The sequence below is a fragment of the Candidatus Uabimicrobium amorphum genome (genome assembly GCF_009002475.1).
Lineage (GTDB): Bacteria > Planctomycetota > Uabimicrobiia > Uabimicrobiales > Uabimicrobiaceae > Uabimicrobium > Uabimicrobium amorphum.
Map to the genome: position 1 here is coordinate 6,077,760 of NZ_AP019860.1, position 24,670 is coordinate 6,102,429.

The 24,670-nt window shown below is 41.2% G+C and carries 20 protein-coding genes; 11 read left to right on the plus strand and 9 right to left on the minus strand.

Translation table 11 applies throughout. The features are described from left to right. The first annotated feature begins 92 nt into the window (after nt 1-92). The gene (locus UABAM_RS22065; protein ID WP_151970160.1) at nt 93-1,379 is read left to right on the plus strand and encodes a thiolase family protein; all 1,287 of its coding nucleotides are present in this window, start codon (nt 93-95) and stop codon (nt 1,377-1,379) included. Between the two features lie 621 nt (nt 1,380-2,000). Here UABAM_RS22065 and UABAM_RS22070 read toward each other — a convergent pair. After that, nucleotides 2,001-2,435, minus strand: a complete 435-nt coding sequence (locus tag UABAM_RS22070; RefSeq protein ID WP_151970161.1) for an NIF family HAD-type phosphatase — start codon at nt 2,433-2,435, stop codon at nt 2,001-2,003. 151 nt (nt 2,436-2,586) lie between these two features. On the opposite strand from UABAM_RS22070, the gene UABAM_RS22075 reads away from it, so the two are divergent. The 8 genes from UABAM_RS22075 (at nt 2,587) to UABAM_RS22110 (ending at nt 10,319) form a co-directional block, all read left to right on the plus strand. Continuing rightward, the gene (locus tag UABAM_RS22075; RefSeq protein WP_173013487.1) at nt 2,587-3,042 is read left to right on the plus strand and encodes a glycine cleavage system protein H; all 456 of its coding nucleotides are present in this window, start codon (nt 2,587-2,589) and stop codon (nt 3,040-3,042) included. Continuing rightward, entirely contained in the window at nt 3,035-4,138 is a 1,104-nt protein-coding gene (locus tag UABAM_RS22080) for a GTP-binding protein (RefSeq protein ID WP_229759295.1), read from the plus strand. The genes UABAM_RS22075 and UABAM_RS22080 overlap by 8 nt, the downstream gene beginning before the upstream one ends. A 9-nt stretch (nt 4,139-4,147) precedes the next feature. After that, nucleotides 4,148-4,471 carry a hypothetical protein gene (locus tag UABAM_RS22085; RefSeq protein ID WP_151970163.1) on the plus strand — a complete coding sequence of 108 codons (324 nt, stop codon included), beginning with the start codon at nt 4,148-4,150 and terminating at the stop codon, nt 4,469-4,471. 48 nt (nt 4,472-4,519) lie between these two features. Further along, nucleotides 4,520-5,248 carry an ATP-binding protein gene (locus UABAM_RS22090; protein ID WP_151970164.1) on the plus strand — a complete coding sequence of 243 codons (729 nt, stop codon included), beginning with the start codon at nt 4,520-4,522 and terminating at the stop codon, nt 5,246-5,248. A 39-nt stretch (nt 5,249-5,287) separates the two neighbouring features. Continuing rightward, a complete protein-coding gene (locus tag UABAM_RS22095; protein WP_151970165.1) occupies nt 5,288-6,823 on the plus strand; it encodes a B12-binding domain-containing radical SAM protein in 1,536 nt (511 codons plus the stop codon). 52 nt (nt 6,824-6,875) lie between these two features. Further along, nucleotides 6,876-8,621: a polyprenyl synthetase family protein gene (locus UABAM_RS22100; RefSeq protein WP_151970166.1), complete on the plus strand. Its 1,746-nt coding sequence runs from the start codon at nt 6,876-6,878 to the stop codon at nt 8,619-8,621. Further along, the gene (locus UABAM_RS22105; RefSeq protein ID WP_151970167.1) at nt 8,530-9,411 is read left to right on the plus strand and encodes a prenyltransferase/squalene oxidase repeat-containing protein; all 882 of its coding nucleotides are present in this window, start codon (nt 8,530-8,532) and stop codon (nt 9,409-9,411) included. Before UABAM_RS22100 ends, UABAM_RS22105 begins: the two co-directional genes overlap by 92 nt. Before the next feature lie 296 nt (nt 9,412-9,707). Beyond that, entirely contained in the window at nt 9,708-10,319 is a 612-nt protein-coding gene (locus UABAM_RS22110; RefSeq protein WP_151970168.1) for a PEP-CTERM sorting domain-containing protein, read from the plus strand. Between the two features lie 264 nt (nt 10,320-10,583). On the opposite strand, the gene UABAM_RS22115 is transcribed toward UABAM_RS22110, so the two are convergent. The 4 genes from UABAM_RS22115 to UABAM_RS22130 all read right to left on the minus strand — a co-directional run bounded on the left by UABAM_RS22115 (nt 10,584) and on the right by UABAM_RS22130 (nt 15,843). Continuing rightward, entirely contained in the window at nt 10,584-11,555 is a 972-nt protein-coding gene (locus UABAM_RS22115; protein ID WP_151970169.1) for an isoprenoid biosynthesis enzyme family protein, read from the minus strand. A gap of 70 nt (nt 11,556-11,625) precedes the next feature. Further along, nucleotides 11,626-12,651 (minus strand): hypothetical protein, encoded by a 1,026-nt coding sequence (locus UABAM_RS22120; RefSeq protein ID WP_151970170.1) that lies wholly within the window; start codon nt 12,649-12,651, stop codon nt 11,626-11,628. A gap of 19 nt (nt 12,652-12,670) precedes the next feature. Further along, on the minus strand, nt 12,671-14,971 hold the full coding sequence (locus UABAM_RS22125) for a serine/threonine protein kinase (protein WP_151970171.1): 2,301 nt from the start codon (nt 14,969-14,971) through the stop codon (nt 12,671-12,673). Nucleotides 14,972-15,162: 191 nt separating this feature from the next. After that, nucleotides 15,163-15,843, minus strand: a complete 681-nt coding sequence (locus UABAM_RS22130; RefSeq protein ID WP_151970172.1) for an alpha/beta hydrolase family protein — start codon at nt 15,841-15,843, stop codon at nt 15,163-15,165. Nucleotides 15,844-16,019: 176 nt separating this feature from the next. Here UABAM_RS22130 and UABAM_RS22135 point away from each other — a divergent pair, with 176 nt between their 5' ends. Then, the gene (locus tag UABAM_RS22135) at nt 16,020-17,456 is read left to right on the plus strand and encodes an alkaline phosphatase D family protein (RefSeq protein WP_173013488.1); all 1,437 of its coding nucleotides are present in this window, start codon (nt 16,020-16,022) and stop codon (nt 17,454-17,456) included. A gap of 124 nt (nt 17,457-17,580) precedes the next feature. On the opposite strand, the gene UABAM_RS22140 is transcribed toward UABAM_RS22135, so the two are convergent. Genes UABAM_RS22140 through UABAM_RS22150 form a run of 3 tightly spaced genes read right to left on the minus strand, consistent with a single transcriptional unit; the run spans nt 17,581 to nt 20,630 of the window. Then, nucleotides 17,581-19,083 (minus strand): formylglycine-generating enzyme family protein, encoded by a 1,503-nt coding sequence (locus UABAM_RS22140; protein ID WP_151970174.1) that lies wholly within the window; start codon nt 19,081-19,083, stop codon nt 17,581-17,583. Nucleotides 19,084-19,087: 4 nt separating this feature from the next. Then, nucleotides 19,088-19,768, minus strand: a complete 681-nt coding sequence (locus UABAM_RS22145) for a hypothetical protein (RefSeq protein ID WP_151970175.1) — start codon at nt 19,766-19,768, stop codon at nt 19,088-19,090. Next, nucleotides 19,758-20,630: a hypothetical protein gene (locus UABAM_RS22150; RefSeq protein WP_151970176.1), complete on the minus strand. Its 873-nt coding sequence runs from the start codon at nt 20,628-20,630 to the stop codon at nt 19,758-19,760. The genes UABAM_RS22145 and UABAM_RS22150 overlap by 11 nt, the downstream gene beginning before the upstream one ends. Before the next feature lie 114 nt (nt 20,631-20,744). On the opposite strand from UABAM_RS22150, the gene UABAM_RS22155 reads away from it, so the two are divergent. Further along, nucleotides 20,745-22,049: a hypothetical protein gene (locus UABAM_RS22155; RefSeq protein ID WP_151970177.1), complete on the plus strand. Its 1,305-nt coding sequence runs from the start codon at nt 20,745-20,747 to the stop codon at nt 22,047-22,049. A 127-nt stretch (nt 22,050-22,176) separates the two neighbouring features. Here the strand turns inward: UABAM_RS22155 and UABAM_RS22160 are convergent, their stop codons facing one another. Next, nucleotides 22,177-24,558, minus strand: coding sequence for a bifunctional serine/threonine-protein kinase/formylglycine-generating enzyme family protein (locus tag UABAM_RS22160; RefSeq protein ID WP_173013489.1), 2,382 nt, complete (start codon nt 24,556-24,558; stop codon nt 22,177-22,179). Between the last annotated feature and the right edge of the window lie 112 nt (nt 24,559-24,670).

Below are 24,670 nucleotides of genomic sequence, written 5' to 3' on the forward strand. Positions count from 1 at the left end.
TTTAAGCATGTAGTAGAGACGCGCTACTGAGAAAATTTCTCCCATCGTAAAAGTTATTTTCAGTATGTGCAAGTAGTTTTTAGGAATTTTCGATGAAAAATGTTGTGATTGTTGCAGGTTTACGCACACCTTTTTTAAAAATGAACAGTGAATTCAAAAATATCCCTGCTTACGATTTAGGGGCGCAAGTTATCAAGGAATTGGTGAAGCGCAATGAATTAGATGTTAAGCATATTGACGAAGTGATTATCGGAAATGTCGCGCAACCTCCTGAAGCGGCCAACTTAGCGCGCCATATAGCGTTACTTGCCGACATTCCTTATAGTGTGCCCGCCGTTACCGTACAGCGCAACTGTGCAAGTGGTATGGAAGCGATTGCCTATGCCTACCAAAAAATTCAAGCAGATATGGGAAAGGTATTCGTTGTTGGTGGCGCAGAGAATATGTCGCAAATTCCTCTAATGTGGAATGTTGGTGCACGCAATTGGTTGCAAAAATTCATGCGTTGTAAGGGAAAATGGCAACAATATCGCATGCTGGGCAAATTCCATTTTGACTACTTTCGACCGATTATTGGACTGAAACTGGTTTTGTCAGATCGCTTTTGTGGTTTGGAAATGGGACATACCGCGGAAATACTCGCCCATGATTTTGGTATTTCCCGCGAAGAACAAGACGCTTTTTCGCTTCGCAGTCATCAGCGCGCCAAACAAGCGATAGACGGCGGTAAATTCGCTGAAGAAATCATGCCGTATCTCATAGATGAAGAGGAAGAAGACAGCCGTGTATTTCACGACAATGGTGTTCGTGAGTTGTCGAATACCGATAAGTTGGCAAAATTAAAAACTGTCTTTAAAAAAGACGGTGGGACAGTTACAGCGGGAAATGCCAGCCAAATCACTGATGGCGCGGCGATGTTACTAGTGATGGAAGAGGAACACGCCAAAGAAATGGGTTACAAACCCTTAGCGAGACTACGCTCATTTGCCTTTGCGGGTTTGGACCCTTCTTATATGGGATTAGGTCCTGCTTATGCAACTCCTCTGGCACTTGACAAAGCACAAATGACAGTGAAAGACTTAGATCTAGTAGAAATCAATGAGGCGTTCGCCGTGCAAGTGTTGGCAAACTTGCGCATTTTTTCCTCAGACTCATTAAGTGAGAAATACCTACAACGTCCGGCGATGGGGGAAATTGATGAGAATATTCTCAACGTCAACGGTGGAGCGATCGCTTTAGGTCATCCCGTAGGCGCTTCGGCGGTACGCATTGTTATGAATCTTGTCAATGAATTGCGACGCCAAGACAAGAACGCTGGCCTCGCGACGTTATGTGTGGGCGGCGGACAAGGTGCCAGTTTTATTTTGGAAACTGTGTAGGATAAGGAATTCGTTTGGTGTGCGATGCCCTCACCATCGAATTAGTAGCTTACAGCTTGGCTGTAAGCTACTATTCTCATACCTCTCCCACGGGAGAGGTGTAATGCGTCTCTTTTGTTAAAAACAAAATTCAATTGATTTGCGAGACAAGAGTATGGCGTTACTATATTTATAAAATTATGGTTGTGCGTGTGGCGGCACAAAGTAACACAAATGGAAACAAATTAGGACGTGTTACGCCTCTCCCTGTGGGAGAGGCATGAGAATTAAGGCTTTTAGCGAAGCTAAAACCTTAAATTCGATGGTGAGGGCACCAATACGCAAAACGAATCCCTACAACAAAACCCTTTAAATTCGATGGTGAGGGCACCAATACGCAAAACGAATCCCTACAACAAAACCCTTTAAATTCGATGGTAAGGGCACCAATACGCAAAACGAATCCCTACAACAAAACCCTTTAAATTCGATGGTGAGGGCACCAATACGCAAAACGAATCCCTACAACAAAACCCTTTAAATTCGATGGTAAGGGCACCAATACGCAAAACGAATCCCTACAACAAAACCCTACAGCAAAACCCTTTCAATTCGATGGTGAGAGCACCCACATAAAGAGGACTAAAACAAATCCAGACGTTCCTTTATCACTTCCATCACTCTTAGTAGTTCATTGTCGTCTTGTGGTTTGTTGTAATCGAATGGGGGAACGACGATATAGCTTTTCCCCTGCTCTTGCCAGTTGACATTCAGCATTTCCGCTAGCGGGTCCTCTACCATAATCACCTTGCTAATATCATGATGCACCCAACGCAAATCTTTATCTGTGCAAAAGTTGTTTTCTTTTCTAGGAAATGCATATATGTGTTGCGTGATGTACTTATAAAGTTCCCCCAATTTTCTCCGACATTCTGATTCTCGCGAAAGTGTTAGCAGTGAAACCGTTGCAAAATTTTCCACGCAAAATTTTAGAAAATCTTCTAAATGTGGGCGTAATGTCGATTCGGGACCTGCTAACAATGTGTCGTCCACATCTAGTGCAATGTGATATTCCATAAATCCTCATATGTTTTTAATAAAAATTTGGCGTTGGCTGTGTTTTTTTGTACAATGGCGAGGTAAAAAAAATAAGGCCAAATTTGTCGTATTTATTTTACACTTAGAATTTTACTATATTAGATTATTATCTTACGATCAAAATAAAAATATGCCTGAATACATAAGCTACAAAAAATCTAGATTTTTTACTCGCCTTCCCACAAAGTATATATATACTCCCTCACATTTTTGGATGTGCCAACAACAAGACAATACGTGGCGTATTGGCTACACAAAATTTGCCCTACGTATGTTAGGAGATATTGTTGAGTATGATTTTGATGTCACACAACAAGCGAAAATTGGTGTGGGAGAGGTTATTGGCTGGATTGAAGGATTTAAAGCTGTCTCCGATCTTTTCAGCGTAGTAAATGGTACGTTTGATGGACGCAATACAGACCTTGACGAAGATCCATCGGTGATTTATTCCGATCCATACAACAAGGGTTGGCTCTATCTGGCCAAGGGAGAACCAGAAGCACAGCATTTTGATGTGCAGCAGTACGTTGATTTTTTAGATCAAATTATTAACAAGATGTTAGAAGAAGGATACGAAGATGGATAAAGCACGCTATATTATGATAGGCGGATTTTTGGGCGCAGGAAAATCGACATCCATTTTACAAATAGCAAAACAACTTGCCACACGTTACAAGGTAGGGCTTATTACCAATGACCAGGGAGCTAGCCTTGTCGATACAAATACTTTTCAAGCAAGTGGTTTTGCAGTGGAAGAAATTTCTGGTGGGTGTTTTTGTTGTCGCTTTAATTCTCTCATGGAAGCGGCACAAAAACTACAACAAGATAATACACCCGATATTTTCATTGCCGAACCTGTCGGAAGTTGTACGGATTTAATTGCAACAGTGAGTTATCCATTACGACGTATATATGGTAATCAGTTCACGATTTCTCCGCTAAGTGTTGTCGTGGACCCGATTCGTGCGATGCGTATTTTAGACCTACAACCAGGTAAGAAGTTTTCGCCAAAGGTAAGTTACATCTATCTCAAGCAATTGGAAGAAGCGGACATTATCGTTATCAATAAAAAGGATTTACTTGAAGATAAGCAACTAGAATCGTTAGAGGTTGCTCTGAAAGAACGCTTTCCTAGAGCGGAAATTTTTAAGGTTTCTGCGCGGCATAACCACGGAATGGAGTCGTGGATCGAGGTAATGATGGAGCGCGAACTAGGAACAGCAACACCGATGGAAGTGGATTATAAAATCTATGCCGAAGGTGAAGCACTTCTAGGTTGGTTAAATTGTAGTGTGAGTGTGAAAAGTGATTATCATTTTGATGGCAATGATTTTTTAGAAAAAATATCACAAAGAATAAAACAAGAATTGCCACAAACAGAAATTGCCCACTTAAAAATGACCCTATTACCACACAATGGTGATGGACAAATTGCCGTTGTTAACTTAGTGCGCAACGATGGTGTTCCCGAAGTTGCTCAGACACTTCTCGAATATTTAAAAAGTGGTGATTTGACCATTAATTTACGTGCAGAGTGCGATGCGCAACTTTTATATGATGTGGTGCAAAAAGTTTTGCAACAATACCAAGAACAGGAAAACATCGAGGTCTCTTTTGATCATAAAGAGTTTTTTCAACCAGGAGAGCCCGTCCCTACCTACCGCGATCAACAAGCAAGTTAGTGAGATTTTATGTCAGAAAAACCGAAAATATTATATTGCCACTGTGCATATTCACGTGCTGTTCCCAAAGAAGTAAAGATGGAGGTTTTGCGCAAACTATCGGACTCGGGAGTAAATTTCGAAGCAGTACCGGATATATGTAAACTTTCGGCGGAGAAAAGCCCCGTATTAAAGGATTTTGCGCAGCAGGAGGACCTACATATTATTGCCTGTTACCCTCGTGCGGTGAAGTGGTTATTTAAATCGGCCCAAGCACCTCTACAACAACAAAAAATTGCCAACATGCGTGCACAGCAAGCACAAGAAATCATTGACCAAGTGATGGAAAAATGAACAATTATTTCCTAAATTCGTTTTCATGATAACAGCAAGGACATAGCCATGACCGTAACCTTCTACCAAAACGAAGCAAACGACTTAGATAAAAAATATTCCGCGTTATGTGATTTACTGCAACATGGTCACCATGTTACGTGTACTTCGCAAACGCAAGCACTCCAAGGTAGCAGTATTGTTGTCGGAGAATTTGCGGGAGACTTTCCACAGGACGTAGAGCAGTTATCTTGTCCTATCGTAGATTTGAGCGAGACACCGCAAGTGATGTCGAAATTAGAGCAAAGCACCGAAAAACCCTGGAAACCATGGTTTCCGGTTATTGATTATGATCGCTGCACAAATTGTATGCAGTGTATGAATTTTTGCTTGTTTGGAGTATACGGTCTGTCCAATGAGCAAAAGTTGCAGGTGCAGACGCCGCAAAACTGTAAGACCGAATGCCCTGCGTGTTCACGTGTGTGTCCCGAAGCGGCAATTATGTTTCCCAAATACAAAGCAGGACCTATTAACGGCGATGAGGTCAGTGAAGAAGATCTGAATAAAGAAAAGATGAAGGTAGATATCTCTTCGCTTCTTGGTGGAAACATTTACGATGCTTTGCGACAAAGATCTGAACGAGCACAATCGCGTTTTGCCAAAGAACGCGACGAAGATCGGGCGTTAAAAGAACGCAAGCGTTGTTTAAAGAAATTACAAAAAGATTTAGATATTCCCGATGAAGTACTGAATTCATTACCAATACCAAAGCATTTATTGGATGACAGCTCGGAATAGAGAGTTTGTTACGAATAACTCTCGAAGAAAGGTAAAATCATGCAAGTTAAACCACAAGTAGTTCTCGTTGCCGATCGTACATTAAGTGCTGATTACAAGGTGCTTTTTGAAGGAATTTTTGCCACAATGCAAACTACACAAGTGCCAGAATGGGCAATGCGTAGTTTTGTATCTCCTAAAGTTTCGACCGACGAAAACGGACGCGCTGATGTCGTTCCGTTGGGACTGCGCAGAGTCGAATCGGCCTTGATCGACCAAACATCTTTGACCCAAGAAGACATTGTATGTACAACACCTGAATATCTTCCCAAACTACTCGGCCCGTGGGTGAAAGTGGTGGGGGTAAGTTCCAGTGATCCCTTGGGGAAAGGTATGAGCAACACCACCACCACAAATTTTTGGAAAGGTGAATTGTATACGCGTACGTGGATGAACAGTATGATGGACTACATCAAAGAACAAAAATCCAAATACGGTTACAAGGTCATTGGCGGGGGTGCGGGAGCATGGCAATGGGTTCAAAACCAAGAAGAAACTGCGCGACATGGTATTGATGTGGTATTCGAAGGTTATTTTGAAACCAAAGGTCCACAGGTATTTATGGATTTAATCGAAGGCAAGGATGTGGATACGCATATCTACGAAGCGCAAACTTGCTGTGCGGATGTCGCACCACTAAAAGGGGCCTCGATGCTCGGTGTTGTGGAACTTTCGCGTGGTTGTGGTAAGGCGTGTCAGTTCTGTACCTTGGCATTCAAAAAAATGGAACACTTACCCACCGAAAAAATTATTGCCGATTTACAGACCAACGTTCGCGGTGGAGTGCGGGCCGTAGTAAGTGGTAGCGAGGATTTCTTTCGCTATGGCGGTTATGGTTCGAAAGTACGCTTTGAAAGGCTTCACGATTTGCTCGTAGAAATGAAGAAAGTCGAAGGTTTGTCTTTTATGCAAATTGATCACGCCAACATTTCTTCCGCTTTACAACTCACGAACGAACAATTGCGTGAAGTGCGTCAACTCCTTACTTGGGAAAAACGCAGCGATTATCTGTGGGTAAACATGGGAATTGAAAGTGCCAACGGTCACTTGGTACAGCGCAATGGGCAGGGAAAAATCGCTCCGTTTCGCGCCGACGATTGGGAAGAGATGGTTCGTGAAGTGGCCAATCGCATGACCGAATCGGGTTTTTTTCCTGTTTTTAGTGTGATTCTGGGACTTCCTGGTGAAACCCCAGATGATATCGCACGAACCATTGAACTCGTGAAATACTTAGGCACAAAACGCGCGGTGGTATTTCCTATATTTCACGAACCAGTTCTCTGTGATGATCCTAAACGCGGTGTACAATTCAACCTAATGCGGATGCGTGAAGATCACTTAAAGTTATACACCATGTGTTACGAAATCAATTTTAAATGGGTCCCACGACTGTACTGGGACAATCAACGAGCAGGTGGCGTTGCCTGGTTTAAGCGCTCTCTAATTCAAATGTTGGGAAGAGCTGAGATTTTGTCGTGGCGAAAACACTTTTCGCAAGCACGCAAAAAAATCACTCGTAGACAAAAAGCTTCATAGACCAAAGGAATGCGGTAAAATTTTCCCATTTCCGATATGCAAAGGAAAAAAAATGTCTGAATCTACAAAACCTTTACCAAAACCTGTATTTGTACAACAAATGCGCCCGATACAAAAAAATATTCCACAAACCAAAGGAGAGCGAGAACATGTGTGGCGTGTCGTTAAGGATTACGTCGCAAACAACAAGGTTGTTTTTCCTCTAAGTTTTGACGATCTGAAAGAATATGCTGATGATCTCCTGAGCCATTGCAACATCAACCCTATTTACCGCGACTATATCGCCGTTTTGATTAACAATGCTGCATGTCGCGATCTTTTAGCAAGTATTCCCTTCGAACGCCGCTTGCTACTTTTACCGAAATGTTTACGCAAAGAAGATACTTGTAAGGCACCTTTCGATGAATTTGGACTTTTGTGCAAACACTGTGGAATGTGCTCTATTCAAGATTTTCAGTTAGAAGCAGAGAGATTAGGATACGCAGTGCTCGTTGCCGAAGGTTCGCCGATCGTGGTTTCTATTATCCAAACGGGGAAAATCGAAGCCATTGTCGGTGTAAGTTGTTTAGCGGTTTTAGAGAGAATGTTCCCCTATATGGAAGGTTCAGCTATTCCTGGCTTAGCGATTCCTCTTCTTCAAGATGATTGCGCCAACACCAATGTCGACCTAGATTGGCTGTGGGATGTGATTCATCTAACTAGCGAAGACAAGACATATCGTATGGATCTCGATGGTTTGCGTGAAGAAATAAATACATGGTTTGACAAAGAACCTCTCAGTAAAATAATGGGAGAGGCGAAAAATAAAACCCAGGAAATTGCCCATGAGTGGTTAGGGAAAAGCGGGAAACGTTGGCGTCCATTTCTAACGGTATGTAGTGCTCAGGCAATAAAAGGTGTCGACGATGTGAGCAGCAATTTGAAAAAGTTAGCTGTTGCTGTCGAGTGTTTCCACAAGGCATCTCTCATTCACGATGATATAGAAGACAATGATGCGCTGCGTTATGGAGAAAAAACTCTACACGAGGACTACGGTGTTCCCGTGGCGTTAAACGTAGGGGACTTTCTCATCGCCGAAGGTTATCGCCTAATCGCCGAATGCGACATTGATGCGGAATGTAAAAATGAAATACTACAGCTAGCGATTGCTGGACACCGTGAACTGTGTATTGGTCAAGGCGCTGAGTTATGTTGGATGCGCGAACCTAAACCGTTAAAAGCAGTAGATGTGGTAGACGTGTTCCGCAAAAAAACGGCACCCGCATTTGAAACCGCTCTACGCATAGGTGCAACATACGCTGGAGCCGAGGAAGAAATCCACGATGTACTAGAAGAGTACAGCGAATCACTAGGTATTGCTTATCAAATCCGCGATGATTTAAATGACATTGAAGGCGAAGCCGACGACATACACTCCATGCGTTTGTCGCTTATTCTTGCCATCGCCCACGAAAAGGCCGTCAAAGACGACAAGAAACTCTTGGCCGATTTGTGGACCAAGAAAATTCCTGTCGCGGAAAATTGGGATAATATTCAAAAGATTATTGAGAAAAACAAAGCGGTAAAACGCGCAACTCAATTGTTAGAGTCATATAAAGAACAAGCAACCCGCTCCATTCGCTACATAGAAAACCACACTTTAAAAGGATTATTACGCCGCGTAATAAGCAAGATATTTAACGACTTAGAAATAAAGGGATGGTGCAGTGAGTTTGAGGCTAGAAATGTTGCAAGTCGCGAGACTGGCACAGAAACCGTTGCAGGAAGTAAAGAGCCTAATACATCGTTTTCTGTATAGTCACCTAAACGAAGATGGTGGATTTAAGGATCGCTCTGGAAACAGTGACCTATACTATACCGTGTTTGCCCTGGAATGTCTTCATGCTCTGCAAGGAGACATTCCCAAGGAACAAACCACAAAATATCTACTTGGGTTTCGCGAAGTCGAAAAGCTCGACTTTGTACACCTAAGTTGCTTAGTGCGTGCGGCTGCGGCAGTCGGTATACAAGACAAAATAGACGGCAAGCGCATACTCGAATGTATGGCTGAATACAAAGCGCAAGATGGCGGGTACAATGTAACCAAAGAGCAACAACATGGTTCTGCGTATGCGAATTTCTTGCTACTAGGCGCCTACCAAGATTTAGATATCGGCATGCCAGACGCGATAAAGAATGCCATTGTTTATAACTTGCGCTCTCTGGAAGCGACAGATGGTGGATACGCCAATATGCCGAACATGCCGCAAGGTAACGTAACGGCAAGCGCTGCGGCAATTGCCATATTGTACGCTTGGCAAATTCCCTTAGGCAATCATCTGGCAATGTGGTTGATGAACCACTGTATTGATGGTGGATTTTGTAATAACCTAACCTTCCCCGTTCCCGATCTTCTCTCCACAGCAACAGCTTTGCATTCGTTGTCGTATTTAAAAGCGAATATCGAACCTATTGTAGAGCCAGGTTTGGATTTTGTCGATAGTCTGTGGACAAACAGCGGTGGTTTTTACGGCAACTGGACCGATGATATTCTCGACTGTGAGTATACCTTTTACGGGCTTCTCGCACTGGGGCATTTGAGCTTGTAACCGCCGCATAATATTTGACTATCTTTAACACAGTGCGTTGTAGGGGCGGACCTAGTGTCCGCCCGTTCTTCCTTATTCGTGATAGATAAACGTTTCTTAAAACTACCATAACCACCTTTGCTCTTCCCATTTGCGTAAGCGAAAAAAAAATAACGCGATAGATCAATACTTAAAGCTATTTTTTCGTTGTATTTTGTTTTTTCCCTATATATTATGAGTATGTTTCACATTTTTAATTTATTTTAACTTGGTTTTTATTATCGATTCAGCTTAAAGATAATACACAAGGAGAATGCATGAAGAACTTTATGGCTATAATATTTTTCCTGTCTATATCTGTTCTTACCGCCGAGAGTATACAGATTACAATGATTGCTGATATAGAAAGTGTGACCGGAAATTCATTTGGGACAGCGAGTGCCGGTAACCAAATGACTCTAGTTTTGACGGGTGATTTCCCCACAAATGGGGTTGTGGACAACGGACGTTTTGATTTTGCAGATCCTGCATCTACATTTACCATTTCTACTTCTGGCTATAACGCCAGTGCTACCGGGGTTGAGCTTTTCCAATTTTTCAATCCCGGTGCGCCTAACGGAATCGAAACTCAAGTAGGTGTTGTTGCATCTGACCAGGGAGTTTCCTTAAACGATGGCAACCAGTTCAACTTTATCGCTGGTTTTTTTGGCGGAACGCATGACTTAAGTACCTTAATTGATCCTAATGTTTTAAATGCAAATTTTGTCTCTTTTGATAATGGAGGGGCAATTATCAATGGTAATGATCGCTTAGAACTTACTGTTACATCTTTTACCGCTGTGTCAACCGTTCCAGAACCATCTACCTACATGGCTATCTTGCTTGGATTTGCGATGTTATTTGGCTTAAGGCGTAAAAATAACCTCTAATGTACTAAGAACATTCATTGAAAGTCAAAAGAGGCAATTTTTCTCTATTGACTTTCAATAACACATACCATGATCCGAAAATTTCCATAGCTTTTAGCATATTCTATACTATATTTATGCAAAGGCTTATTTATTTGCATTGCTGGAAATGTCTATCTGTCGCGAATTTGGAAGAACGGGCGGACACAAGGTCCGCCCCTACAACGCATGTTGTTAAAGATAGATAAACATTATGCGATTTGTAAATAATATTGATGAATGATACTATATTTGACTGCGCATATTTTCGTGTAGTTCATGTAAGGACTGTAGTCCTGAAACAAAGACTGCCACATCAAACGTTTCCAACGAAATATTGCGTATTTCTTGGTATAACGTTGTTCTTTCCTCCAGTAATTCTTGGGCCAAAGGATGCAATATTTTCTCCAATTCTTCCTTGCTGCGCTTCGTAAAATCATCCAGTACAAGGTCCATATTTTGTAGGGCAAGGCTAATAACTTCGTTGGTAAAATCTTCTTCTTTTAGTTCGCGTTCAAGAGTATTGAGCACGTTGCTAATGCGCCCAAGGACTTGCCCTTGAAACAATATATTGCGCATTGTTCCTAGTTCTGCAAACACACCATCCCATGTTGCCATCAAATCCATCATTCCCACAATGACCATACCCATGTTATACGATAAATAAATGCGGTTCTCTGTTTGGTTTGTCATTTTGGGATACTCGCTGACTAGTTCACTATAACGGTTCGCCACGTAAAACTGTTGAATATCAAATGCAAAAAATTCTTTGAATTTCTCATAGTAAGGAAGTGTAGAGATCATAGTGAAAATGTCGTCCCATAACATTAAGGATAGCTCCACAATTTGTCGTTCTTCTTCGTTGAGTTTTTCATACTCAATATACTCGCTGTTGTGAGGGATTTTGTATAGCTCTTCCAGAAGTTTAAAATTACGGTATTTGGGATTATCGGCAAGGTCATCATACAGTGTAATCCACATGCCAATTTTTGTTTTGGCAACAATAAGATCCTCTACATACTCTGAAGAGACACACGATAAGGTCACATAACTGTAACCAATGGGAAGAAAACGCAAAAATAGGGTGGAATTACGGTCTTTAAACAATGGGTACTTTTGTAGAATAGCGGCAATTTTGTTGGAAATTCTTTGCAGATCGAATTGCTCTTTACTCAGTTTTTGTATATGAGGAGGAAACACGATTGATGTAGAAGGCATGGCATGCTCAACTTTCGCAAGCGATTTTTTTTGTAGTTAAGGACAATATTTTGCAGCGAATCTGCGTTGATTAGACAACATCTATTTTGTCTATGTCATCCCAGTGGATGTAATGAATTTCTCCATTATCATAAAAACCATCGAAAAGATGATGAAGAGCTTTTAAACCACGGGCGAATTCATGTACGCAAAAAGTGGTAATGGAAGATGTTGTGATTTCTCGGTAAAGTTTTTCAACATCTAAGTGTATTTTCTGAATCACCGGGGCAAATATTTGTTGGAGTTCATCGTTGGTTTTTTTATGAATTTGCGTGGGGAGTAACATATGTTCTATGGCAATGGCGATCACTTCATTGCTAATATCTCCACTGCGTATGCTACGCTCAAGAGTATTCATTACGCGACTAATGCGGCAGATAATTTGCGCCTTGTAAAGTACATTTCTCATCGCGCCAAGTTCATCAAAACGTCCTTCCGTTGTTCCCATGAAATCAATCATTCCGTTAATGACGATTCCCATATGATGTGAAAGAAAGGAACGGTTTTCTACTTTATTGGACATTTCCGGATATTTGCGAATGAGTTGCCAGTAACGATTGGCAATATAAAACTGTTGAATATCGAAAAAGAAAAACTTTTTGAATAAGTGATAGTAAGGTAATTGAGGTATAAAGTTGATAACGTCGTGCCACAAGTTGGTGCAAAAATGTAAAGTCTCTGCTTGTTCTTTGGACAGTTTTTCAAAATTTAAGTGTTTAGACTGCAAAGGTAACTTATACAATTCTTCTAGTAAGCAAGTTGTTTGTGAATGCTGTGATGAGTGAGACAGATCAGCGAGTTCATAGTATATTTGAAAAAGTATCTTAAGTTTTACCTTTATCATGAGAAGATCTTCTGCCCACTTAGGGGAAATACAGTTGAGCATCACATAATTAAAACCAACGGGCACGATATCGAAAAATCTGTCTCTTTTGCAAGAGAGTAGCGAGGGACTTTCCTGTAACGCAATATCTATTTTGCGATCCATGCGTTCGATATCGAAAAGTTCCTCGTCTAGTTTTGCCAAATGTGGTGGTAATACAGTTTGTGGAAACATAGCTTGGTCCTTGCTAACATTATTTAATGTTGAAATGCGTGGCATATTCGTTGTATTTTTGTTTCCATTGTTGAAAAGCTTGCGATCTATTTAGGTATATTTTGGTGACAATGGCGTTTTTCGCAAGCGCAATATCAAACCAACCTTTGGCTTTTTTTATGTTTTGTTTTGCCTCTTGGGGGGAAATCATCGCTCTTTGTAAATAAATGAGTACCATTTCCAGTAAACCGTATACATCGTTTGACACAATCGATTTTTGGGCAATGTAATAGCGACCTAATTTCCGCAATACAAAGCTTTTTTCTATGTGAGCTGTTTTTAACGCTGGCTGTTTTTTTATGACCTTGTTTAAATATTTCAAACTTTCTTCATAGTATTTTTCGTTGTTTTCTTCTTGCCCAAGCATTTTATATTGCAACGCTTTGAAGAGAAAAAAGTAAGCGTTTTTTCCTTGTTTGGGGAAATGTTTCACAAACTCTTTTACTGTAGCGCGTGATTTTGTTTGATCGCTGAGCAAAAGGGCACTCTGGTAGCCCATAAGTATCGCTTCGTGTGCTTTTGGGTTGAGTTTGACAGCTTGGCGAAATTTGTCGATGGCCGTTTGTAGGTGCTTCTCGTTTTGTTCTTTTTGGAAAAATAATAAATATGCTTTGCCCCACACAACATATGGTCTACTATCTCTAGAAGCGATAATCATGAGGTTGCCGAAAAGAAAATCGATTTCTTTAATCGAGTCCATCTCTTCTGGTAAAACCCCCGATTGAATGTGGTAAGGAAGAGACCATACCTTCATACGAATATCAGAATAATCGTTGCCACCCCTCCGATTTTGCCATTTCCTCATATTTTCTTGCCAATTTTGCCCCCAATTTTGCCCAAACGGTTGCTTTGTGTTTCCGTCTTTTGTCTTGAGTTCTTTTATTTTGTTTTGAGCCTCTTTTAGTTCCTTGCGTGACTTGGCAAGTAGCTTATTTTCCATGGCGGCTCTGTCTCGATCCCTTTGTTCGATAACTAAAGCTTTTTTTTCGGCCTTTTCCCTTTTCTCATCGGCCTTTTTTCTTTCCTCATCAGCCGTTTTTTTGGCAAGGGTTATTTTTTCTATTTTTGCTAGGGCATCGCGCTTTTCTTTTTCTATTTTTGTAATGAGTGAGCTTTGATGCCATATATAAACTAACATAGAGACAATGGTAATGGCAAAAAAACTAGCGATAGATACCTGTTTATTTTGACGGATCCATTTTGTTCGCGAGGTTTTTACACTTGCTTTAATTGCCGCTCCTTCGAGATAGCGTTCTAAATCTTGCGCCATCTCTAAAGCACTACTGTAGCGATCTTTTTTCTTTTTCTGTAGACACTTTAGGGCGATATTCTCTAAGTCTTGCGGAATATTCTTATTGATTTCTCGTGGGTGTGTTGGCTGAACGTTTGTTACGCGATATAGAACGTCCATAGTGTTGTTGCCGGGAAAAGGAACTTGTCCGGTAATCATTTCATATAGTGTGGCCCCTAAACTGTATATATCCGCTTTTTCGTCAATACGGCTATTTTTCCCTGAAATTTGTTCAGGAGCCATGTACGCCGGTGTCCCATTGATTTGTCCTGTTTTGGAAAGCCGTGTTCCTCCGCGAATGGCTTTGGCCAAACCAAAGTCCGTTAAAAAGGGTTCGGATATTTGGTTGAGCATGATATTGTCTGGTTTGATGTCGCGGTGAATAATATTGTGTTCGTGGGCATAGTGCACTGCCTGGGCTACTTTAGTCATAATGCGCGCGGCTTTGCGTGAGTTGATGCGTTTCTCTTTGTCGAGTACATCTGCCAAAGACCAGCCACCGATGTAGTCCATGGTGTAAAAGTGATTGTTTTTGTCTCTTCCCACTTCGTAAATACCAACAATATTTGGGTGGTTTAATTGCGAAATTGCCTGTGCTTCGCGATAAAAGCGTTTAATGGTGAGATCATTTGCCATTGTCCCTGCCGAGAGAACTTTTAAGGCAAGTTCACGGTCCCATTCCAGGTCTCGAACTAAAAATACCTGCCCAAAATTTCCTTCGCCCAACTTGCGCATGATTTGGTAACGTCCTATGCGGTGTGCTGTGATCGGCCTTTTCTGTGTTTCTTTTAATAGGTCATTCGTTTCGCTGAGAATTCTAGTTTTATCATCTTTCCCAGCTTTTAAATGCGCATTACTTTGTCCAAATGTCTCATTACCATTGCCGCGATTGCGGTGTTGCGTTTTTTCTGTTTTCAAGAGGGCTTTTTGTGTAATGGACAGCGTTTTATCGTCTTTGCCAATGCCTTGCGGTTTACCTGAGTTATCCATCTCTCTCTCCTGATTGCACACGAAAATTTTTAGTTCTTTGGAACTACATAACAAAATGGTTTTGTAATTTTGATCGTAAGTCGTAGTACTTCAAAATATTACACGACCAAATTGTACACTTGCAACTGCAAATTTGAAGTGGTTTTATTTTGATAAAACCACAGCCTGTTGTGGAATTTGTAAATTCTATACTAACATAGTGATTGGATAAACTCAAATGCCGTCTCCGCCGCCTCATCGTAAATATTTTTTTCACTTTTACGCGAGCGTTTTAATATTTTAAAACTGTGGTCTGCCGTATCTAAAAGATGCAGAGAGATATATTGCGCGTGTTCAGCACAAACGGATTGCAATAGATCTAGTTGTGCGAGTTTGTCGCGTGTTCCGGAAAGAAATAACATCGGTTTTTGTATTTGGGCAAAATGCTGTGCTCTTTTCGTGTCTGGCTTTCCAGAAGGATGTAGAGGAAATGAAAAAAATATTAGGCCACAAAGATCCTCGATACTTTTTTCTGCACAGTATAGAGATGTCATTCTTCCACCAAAAGAGTGGCCACCGGCAAATAAGGGAAGATTTTTTTGTAAACTTCGCGCTTTGTCGATTGCTGCCTGTACGGTTGCCAAAGAAACACTTTGTGCGTCGCGCCCACCGCCGCGCTCCATAAAAGGAAATTGGTAGCGAAATGTGGCGATTTTGTTACTCTCAAGACTCTGGGCAATGTCCTCCATGTGTTTATGACGCATACCAGCTCCTGCACCGTGTCCCAAAACAATCATTGCGATGGCGTCTTTGGGTACACACAACAAAAAAGAAACCTCACCTTTGTCTTTTGTCGCGAGAAACATACCTTCTGTATATTTTGCTTTTGTCATGTTGGACTCCTGGAGAAAATTTTCCTACGCAAATTATTGAGTAATAAGGATTTAAAATGTACACTGTTTCATTGTAGTCATTTTTATTATAATGTATAATTATATTTTTCATAAAGCAATACTCACAAATAAATATGTTTGGTTACAATTACTATACAAAAAAAAGGAGAATAAAGATGAGGACGCTGCTGTGCATTCTGATGAGTAGTGTTTTGATTTTTGGTGACGCAAAGCAAGAGCTTGTGATCAGTGGACCCGTTGTAGGTATTCCTTTGCCAATGGCGGTTGATGGAGACTTGTTTTCGTGCAAGGTATCCATTCACGTCGGTGAAAATGCGACGAAGAGAGCTTTACAGATAGACTACCGTGAAGAAAATAGTGATAGTGTTCGCCAAGTAACAATGCAAAGATTATCACGTCCTAAGTTTTATACAACACCAGCCCCTTATATCTCTACCTTGACAGAGCTAAAACCTGCGACGAAATATATGTACGAAGTGAAAATCGATGGTAAGTCGGCAAGCGAACCTATCCAAGGAAGTTTTACGACTCCTCCTACTTCAAACAACGTGAAGCCTTTTGGTGTGGCAATGGTTTCCTGCGTAAAATACAAGCATGACTCTATCCAAACCGCTTGGAATGATGTTCTCGCGCAAAAGCCCGACTTTTCGATGATACTCGGCGACAGCGTTTACGCAGACACTACCGATCATGGAGAGTTGTGGAAGTATCATATTCAGCAACGTAGCGTGGCCAATTTCCGCAAATTTTTGGCGCAATCTCCCGTGGCCACATTGTGGGATGACCATGATTATGGTCCAAATAATTCCGATGGCTCTGCGATAGGTAAAGAACATTCGTTGGCTTCTTTCCGTGAAGTATGGTGGACAAATCCAGGACACGGTACCAAAGACATTCTGGGTACTTTCTATCGTTTCACATGGGGAAATGTACATTTTTTTGTTTTAGATGGCCGTTACTACCGCAGCAAACCTTTTTCTGGCAAAACAATGTTGGGCGCTAAGCAATTGGAATGGATCACTAATGAGCTAAAAGCACAGCAAAAACAAGACGAAATGAATAATACCTCTTCGTTTAAAGTTCTTATTTCGGGTAGTGTGCTTGCCGAAAATCCTTTCGACGGTTGGTATGCCTACGAAGAAGAACGTGCGAAATTATTTCAAACCATTATGGAAAACAACATTGGGGGAGTCATTTATTGCAGCGGTGATGTCCACAATTCTTTTATCACCAAACACAAAATCAAATACAATGGCTCATACCCTATCTACGAAGTTGTTTCCAGCGGTGTGGCCAACAAGCATTTTATCTATGGTGATACAAAAAGCTTTGCCATGTTGAATTTCGACACCTCAGACAGTAATTGGCAAAATCACAAATTACAGATTAAAATTCACGGAGACAAGGATTATTTACTGTTTATTAACAGCGAAGAAAATCTTGCCTTGACGCATTTACAAGTAAAACCAGGAATGAAAAATGAAGGGAAGGCAAAATTTTTGTACTCTAAGAAGAGTAAAGAGTACGAATGGCGTCAAAAAGTGAACAAACTAGACTCTGAATTTAGTGGAGTTATTGTCGAAGATAAATAGTGAAAAATGCCACGTTCGCGAAAGTAAATCTTCGCGAATGTGACCTATAAGCGAGTGCTATGGAACATTAATTTGTGAAAGCTGCTTAGGTATGTGTTGATTTTTCGAGCGGCTAATGTGTATTTTATAATTTTGTCAATGGAAACACTACGCGAAAACCCGTTACCTCGTCGGTAGTCGAAGACCAACGCCTCATTCTCATCGAAACACGACAATCTTTCACTTTGTCATTCCGCCAACTTCCGCCGCGAATTTCGCGATACGATCCGTCGCCAAACTTGGGAGCGGTGTCTGGCTTTCCCGAGTAGTGATAGTACTCTGTCTGGCACCATTCCTGAACATTCCCCAACATATCGTAAAGGCCATAAGCATTTGGTTTTTTTTGACCAACCTTATGGAGTACTTGTTGGGGTTTTCCCTTGATGGTATGTAAGATATTATACCACACATAATCGTTTATATTGTGCGGATCTTCTCCCCAATAAAAAGAAGTCTGTGTACCTCCGCGACAGGCATATTCCCACTGCTTTGCTGTTGGCAAATCCAAGCCGACGGTGTCACAAAACTTTCGCGCATCGTCCCACGAAACTTGGTTGATGGGAAACAGTGGATTTTTATCTCGTGCTCGATTGACCATAAACTTTTCCCACACTTGCTGCGTTACTTCGTATTTGGACATGAGAAAAGGGGTAACTTCCACATAGTGTTGCGGAGCTTCATTGCTGTACCCTGTTTCGCTTCCCATCATAAAACTGCCACCTGGAATGAGAACAAACTGTAGTCCTGTTGGTTGATGTTCGTACTCTGCGATTTGGTGTTTGACCTCACCGCATGTATAGGTTGTACTTTTTACAAAAGTAAATTGCGCTGGAATCTCAAAGTGGTTACTTCGTTTGTTTGCCATCCATAACAAAGGTGCGAGTAACAAAAACAATACAAGAATGGCAATGTTTTGTCGTTTCGGCCGTTTGGAGTTTTGCAGTGATTGCTTCAGTAATGTGTAGTCGTTACGATTGCAGGATATAATCACGGGTTTGTCGTGCTTTTGTGTTGTGATCTTAGCGAATACTTTTTGCGATAGAGGTATCTTTATTGCGGCAATGTCTCTATCACACAATTCTTGGTAAAGAAGCTGTGCATCACATTTGTGGAGGACCAGTGCCAGCGCGTTATTTTTTACAGCGGCCAACCATTTGTGATACAGAGATTGTTTGGATAACGTTTCGTCCTCGTTGGTGACTTTTTCTAAAATCACATTTTGCAAAGCAAATTGCTTTTCTTGAGGCACAAGTGCGCAAGAGACAAAAATTTTTCCTGTAATTGTTGTAGGCGCTTTGTACAAAAAAGTGGCCAACAAACAGCAAAGTGCATCGGAATACCCAACGTCACACATATTCTTGGGAGTGCTCTCAGGTCCTGGGTGAGGGAGTATCTCAAACTGAAAACTATATTGATTTTGCATTTCGGGAGAAAGGCGTTCAAATACATAAAAAGCACCGGAATTTTCGCGAAGCGCTGAAATGCCACCGTCTTTACAACTATGATGAGTCGCTTTTTGTAAAGTGACCATCACAACATAAAGATGCTCATCACTTCCTGTATCAATGGGAAAACCTATTTCCAACATGTTGTTATCTCTCTTCAAAATCTATAATAACAGAAGATATTCTCGCCACTTTCTCTAGCTCAATTTTCCAAGCGCCGGCCATGGCGACATCCTTGCCATATAAAACTTCCCGACGGTGATCCTGATACACCAACTCAATATGAATACGACTGCGTAGCGCAAAACTCCCTCCTTCTAGCGAAATTTCCATATGACCTTGTTTTGTCATCGTAAACTTAAAAGAAATCTCTCCGTATTTTTCTAATAGAAACGGTGGTAAATTTATTTGAGAAGGAAATCCTTGAGAAATTCCAGCGGCCTTTATTTGAGGAATTTGGCGCTCTTCCCAAGCTCCGCGGCGAAAGATAAAAGGAATACCCGAACGCATATAAAGTTTTTCGTAAAGCAATTTTTGGTAGGAAGGACTATCTGGAGGAAGTGTAAAATCACATTGCGAAATTCGCCAAAGATCGGGAGTTGTGTTTTCGCGAAGAATGGGACTTCTGGCTAAACAAAATGGACATGTGAGAAGATGAAATAAAGTTTGGTAGTATTGTGTTTCATATGATGTAGGTAGTTGCGCACAAAAATGTTGAAGAATCTTCTGGTGTCTATTCACGGGCGTCCACTCTTCGACAATAGAGAACACAAACATCTTTGCTTCAAAATGACGACAATCAGCACTTAAAATCTTCTCAATGTTCACTTTCACTTCCTTTGGCAAGGATAAAACCTAGTAATCTATCCAATACTTTTTGACATGTTTCACTGTCGCTAGGCAAATTTTCGGCATCCAACACATCTTTGACGTAAGAGCTAGAGGAAGATGCCTGCAACATAGGCGTTAGAAATTTTTCGATCGTGATATCGAGCATCTTGTTAAAGGTCTCTTCGTTATAATCTTCGACAATTTCGATATTGTGTTCTTCGCCAATGTCTTCTACCCACTTGGGGTTCCAAACCTTTGTTCCTTTTTTGGGAGGACTTTTTTTCGCAGGAACAAATGCCATGACTCCATACACAGGTAAATCAGGAGTTGGTAGCAATTGGCGATCAATAAAGTAACAATCTTCCTCGAAGGTAAAATCAGCCTTTACATACACGGCAAAAGAATAGCTTTGTTTATAGTTAATCGCAGAAAATGTCTCTTTTAGATAATCATCTAACTTTTCCATAGTGTTGGGAGAAAGCGCGATTTTGCACAACATTTCTTTGAACTTTTGTTGTTTTTTGTAATCCCCAACGAACAAAGTTGTGTCTTTTTCACAAGAACGACACTTAAAAAAACCACCTTTGCTGACACCTAGTAATGGCTCTTGATTCACACGCAAGAAATCGGCTTTTTTATCAAAAAGTAGAGTTTGCTCCCGCGCAGGTGGATCATGAAACTTTACCTGTATGCCTTTTTCATTTTCCTCATCGCAAACGACAATCAAATCCACACGCTCTGCTATGTTGACTTGTTGTGGCCAAATACAAACGAAAAGCTCTTCTATATCTAGGCCTTGCGGTATAGAACTACCTATAATGGGTGTCGAAAAATGTATTCTTTTGGGTATTTTTTTCATCTCAACAAACTCTATAAAAATTTCTACTCAACCGTAGTTGAGAAAACCTTGTAGTGAACCAACATGTTTTACAAAATTTCAAAAATTTTTGCACATAGTTAAGGAAATGACAAGATGAAAATGAAAATACCCGTCTTTTGTTTTATGCTGGCGTGCGCTTTACACGCACAAGATTTACACCTAATGGTAAGGATAAAACTAGAAAAAGTAGAGAAGTATATCCAAAAAGCACAAAACTCTTATAACCTAAGTTCTAGCTACGACAATAAATACAAATTGCGCTACATGAAAAAATACGTAACCGAAGCCGAAAAACATTGGAAACAAATGTTCGAGTGGAACAAAGGACGTATCGACAAAAATCACCCAAAATTACAAAAAACAAAACATAAGATGGAAGACATTTATCGCAAGATGCAGACATTGCAAGCCCCTCCTGCAATCAAAAGTCAGACAACCGCGACAAACAACTACAAAGGAGAACAACAAGATTTGCAAAAGCTACGAAAGGTAGTGGAGCAATATCACAATCTTTTAAAGAAAGCATGGTCTTCTGCGAGTTATTTATCTGCCAGTAAACAGGATGTCGACTATGTACGCGAAGTAACAGACAACATGAACCGCAGTTTGATAGACGCGCGGGAAATAGTCGCCCATATTCGCCAACAAGTTTCCCCGCAAGCGCTCTCTGGTTTGGGAGTGGGAGGTGATATTGAAACCTATTGTCGTCTAATCGAAGGGCTTTCGCAAGATTGGCAAAACCGTGTAAATGCCGTTAGCGCCGAACATTTTAACGACATACAAATATTCTTGTCCAGCGCAGATAACTACAAGAAATTGGTCGAAAAATCACGCGTATCATGGCAAAAAAAATCGTATGCGGGCAGTATAAAAGAACAAGCAACAAATATCGAAAAACGTCTGGCAATTATCAAGGTTTTGTCTAGTAATAACGCGCATTTTAAAGCGCATTTAGACTTAGTTGCCAAGTACCAAGAACAGGCCTTTCAACTACAAAAACTCGCGGCTAAATTACAAGACCAAGTCATTTCTGACGAACGACTGCGTTTACAAAATGCTAAAATCCCCGCTACGAAATACGCGGGAATGAAATGGTCCGGTATAGCGGAACAAATTTCACAAATATGCACGAAGCAATTTCCAGGACATCGCATAGAACGCGTCGTAATTCGCAGTGATTGGAGTGAAAAAACAGAGGCGCGATGGCGTCATCACCGCTGGGTTTATGGAACATATCGCTACATAGAAGCGTGGATGTGCAAAACTCATAACAACAAGACTTTAGTGTATAGTATTACTCTACGTCGTACGAAGCAAAGCGATGGTGAATGGAGTGATTTGGCGTACTGGAGTATCGGTGATTCTTATCCGATTTTGTTAGAGAATGTACACAAGTGAATAGGATTTATTGGAATGCCCACATCGCCTTACAAGCGATGTGGGCGTCAAAACGAAAGATTTAGCTTGGTAGATATGTCTACCTACAACCTAACGCGGAGCACTAATTTGTATCTCAAAAGGTGTCCTACCGTGGCGGTTTGTTGCGTACCGCAAACGTTTGGTGATTTGCTTCAGCATTGGCTCTGCCAACAGTAAAATTTCCTAGATCCAAAAAGTGCGGAACACCGCCCTTTTCAATCCATGGTAGTCTGGCACTCGCGTTAAATATAGCAAATGGTTCTTTCTTTCCCGGACGACTCTTGGAATCTTTACTGATGGTTCGAAACTCTTCGACTGTTGGTAAACGCCAACCACCACCTGGTAAATCATTAATAAAACGTTTTGCACCAGAAAAATTTCTATCGCCAGAGGAAACATACCATTGTAGATTGGTCTTTTTATCCCAAATAACCCCTCCTGCAATCATCACAAAACGCTGTGCAGGAGAAACTAGTTTGCAAACGCGAAAACCAAGATTTTCATAAAAATTGCTTGGTGGATTTGCACCGCGGTAAGCCACTGTAATATATTCTAAACCGCGTACTTCATAATACTCTTCGCCGCGTCCATTGCGATAACCACCTCCGCGATATATACGTGAAGAGCCATTTCTACTACCTGTGGGATCTATTTCATATTTCGCGGGATAGTCTCCTAACCAATCGTTACACCACTCCCATACGTTACCGTTCATATCAAATAAGCCAAAAGCGTTCGGTTTTTTTTGTCCCACTTTATGTGTTTGCTGGTTAGAGTTCGCGTCATACCAACAATACTCGTTCGCATCGGCTTTTCCCCAATAGTAGGTTGTCGTCGTTCCCGCGCGACAGGCATATTCCCATTGTGCCTCTGTTGGTAAAGACAGTTGGGTTTTTTTGCAAAATTCTTTTGCCTGATGCCAGGTAACTTTTTCTACAGGTTTGTTCGTGCCTTTAAAATTAGAGAAATTATGCCCCATGAAGCGTTGGTAAACCTCTTGCGTGACTTCATATTTGGACATCAAAAAAGATCCTAGCTCTACTTTGCGTGTAGGCTTATGTTTATTGTCTCCCATGGTAAAAACGCCACCGGGAAGTAACACGAATATCATATTTGTTTTCTGATGACGATACTCGTGCACCACATGAGTTTGACCACCGGCGGAATAACTTTTTTCCTCTAAAAAATCAAAACCTTCTATTTGTTGTACGGGTTTTTGTAAAGCTGTTTTGCTGTCGGTACTCTGCGGTGGTGTTCGCGTCAACCATGAATAAAGAATGATGGTCGCGACGATCATTGCAATTGATAAAGCAATTAGAGCCAAATTACGCGAAGGTTTTTTGGGGGATGATGCCGGGCGCTTACGTCGCGGCCTCGATGTTTCTTTATGTGGAAATTTAGGCTTTGCGCGTCTCACATGGCGTTCACTTGCGGTTGCCGATTGTGAACCAGGAGTAGATTTGTTCGCTCCGATATAATTCGCGAAAAAATCCGCGCATTTCTTGGACGACGGTCGTTGCGCAGGATCTTTTTGTAGGCAAGCATCCACTAACTGGCAAACACCATCCGCAACATTTAATTTACGTGTTTCGAATAAGGATACCGCTTCATCACAGCTGATTCGTTTCATCAACTGCACCATACTGTCCCCGGTAAACGGAAAATGACCACTAATTAAACGGTACAATATGACTGCAAAAGACCACATATCTGTCGCGGGATAGGCCTTGCCATTTAAGGCTTCAGGAGCAGCATATTTAGGTGTGTAACCTCCCTCTAGTGAACGCAATGACTCGGACTCATATGTCATTTTCGCGGTTCCAAAATCAGAAACCTTAATCACGCCATCACTGAGTAAAATGTTTTGTGGTTTTAAATCGCGATGGATCATATTGTCAGGTGTTAGGCTGTGGGCAGCCAACAATGCACTGGCAATTTCATACGCCCATTTATAAACGTCTTCGGTCGTATATGGTTTCGTCATTCGCTCTGCCAAAGAACCACCATTGCAAAATTCCAACACCATGTACGGTACAGATACATCATGATCTAGAACTTTGACAACATAGGGATTTAACGCCAATCGTGCAGTTAGCAGTGCTTCTTGCGAAAACGCTTGTCCAATGGCCATCCGTGAAAACATTTGTCCCTCTGTTCCGTGTTTTCCGGCTTGGCGTGCATATTGATCCAGTACATTCTTTGTCGGTCTTTTTATGGCCACCAGTCGACCCGTTTTACCACTTTTGGTCTGTCTAGCATCAAAGGCCAGATAAACCTTACCAAAAGCACCCTGTCCGAGCTCTTTTAATATGCCGTAGCGACCAATAATCGAAAACCTCACCTTCAACGGTTGCCAATCATCTTTTTCACTGCGGCACATAACCGATGTGTCTATTTCATTTGCCAGGATCTTTGCGAAAATTTGACGCGTATCTAGCACACTACCGTCTTGTAATTGCCATTTTTTGAAGTCTGTAAAGTCATTCATCATTGCCTCTATAAAACAAATTTATCGTAAATCTTTTTGCTTGGTATGCTTTCCGATTCTTTATCTTTCCATAATTATTTTTTATCTCCTGAACTTTATCATATCACTTTTG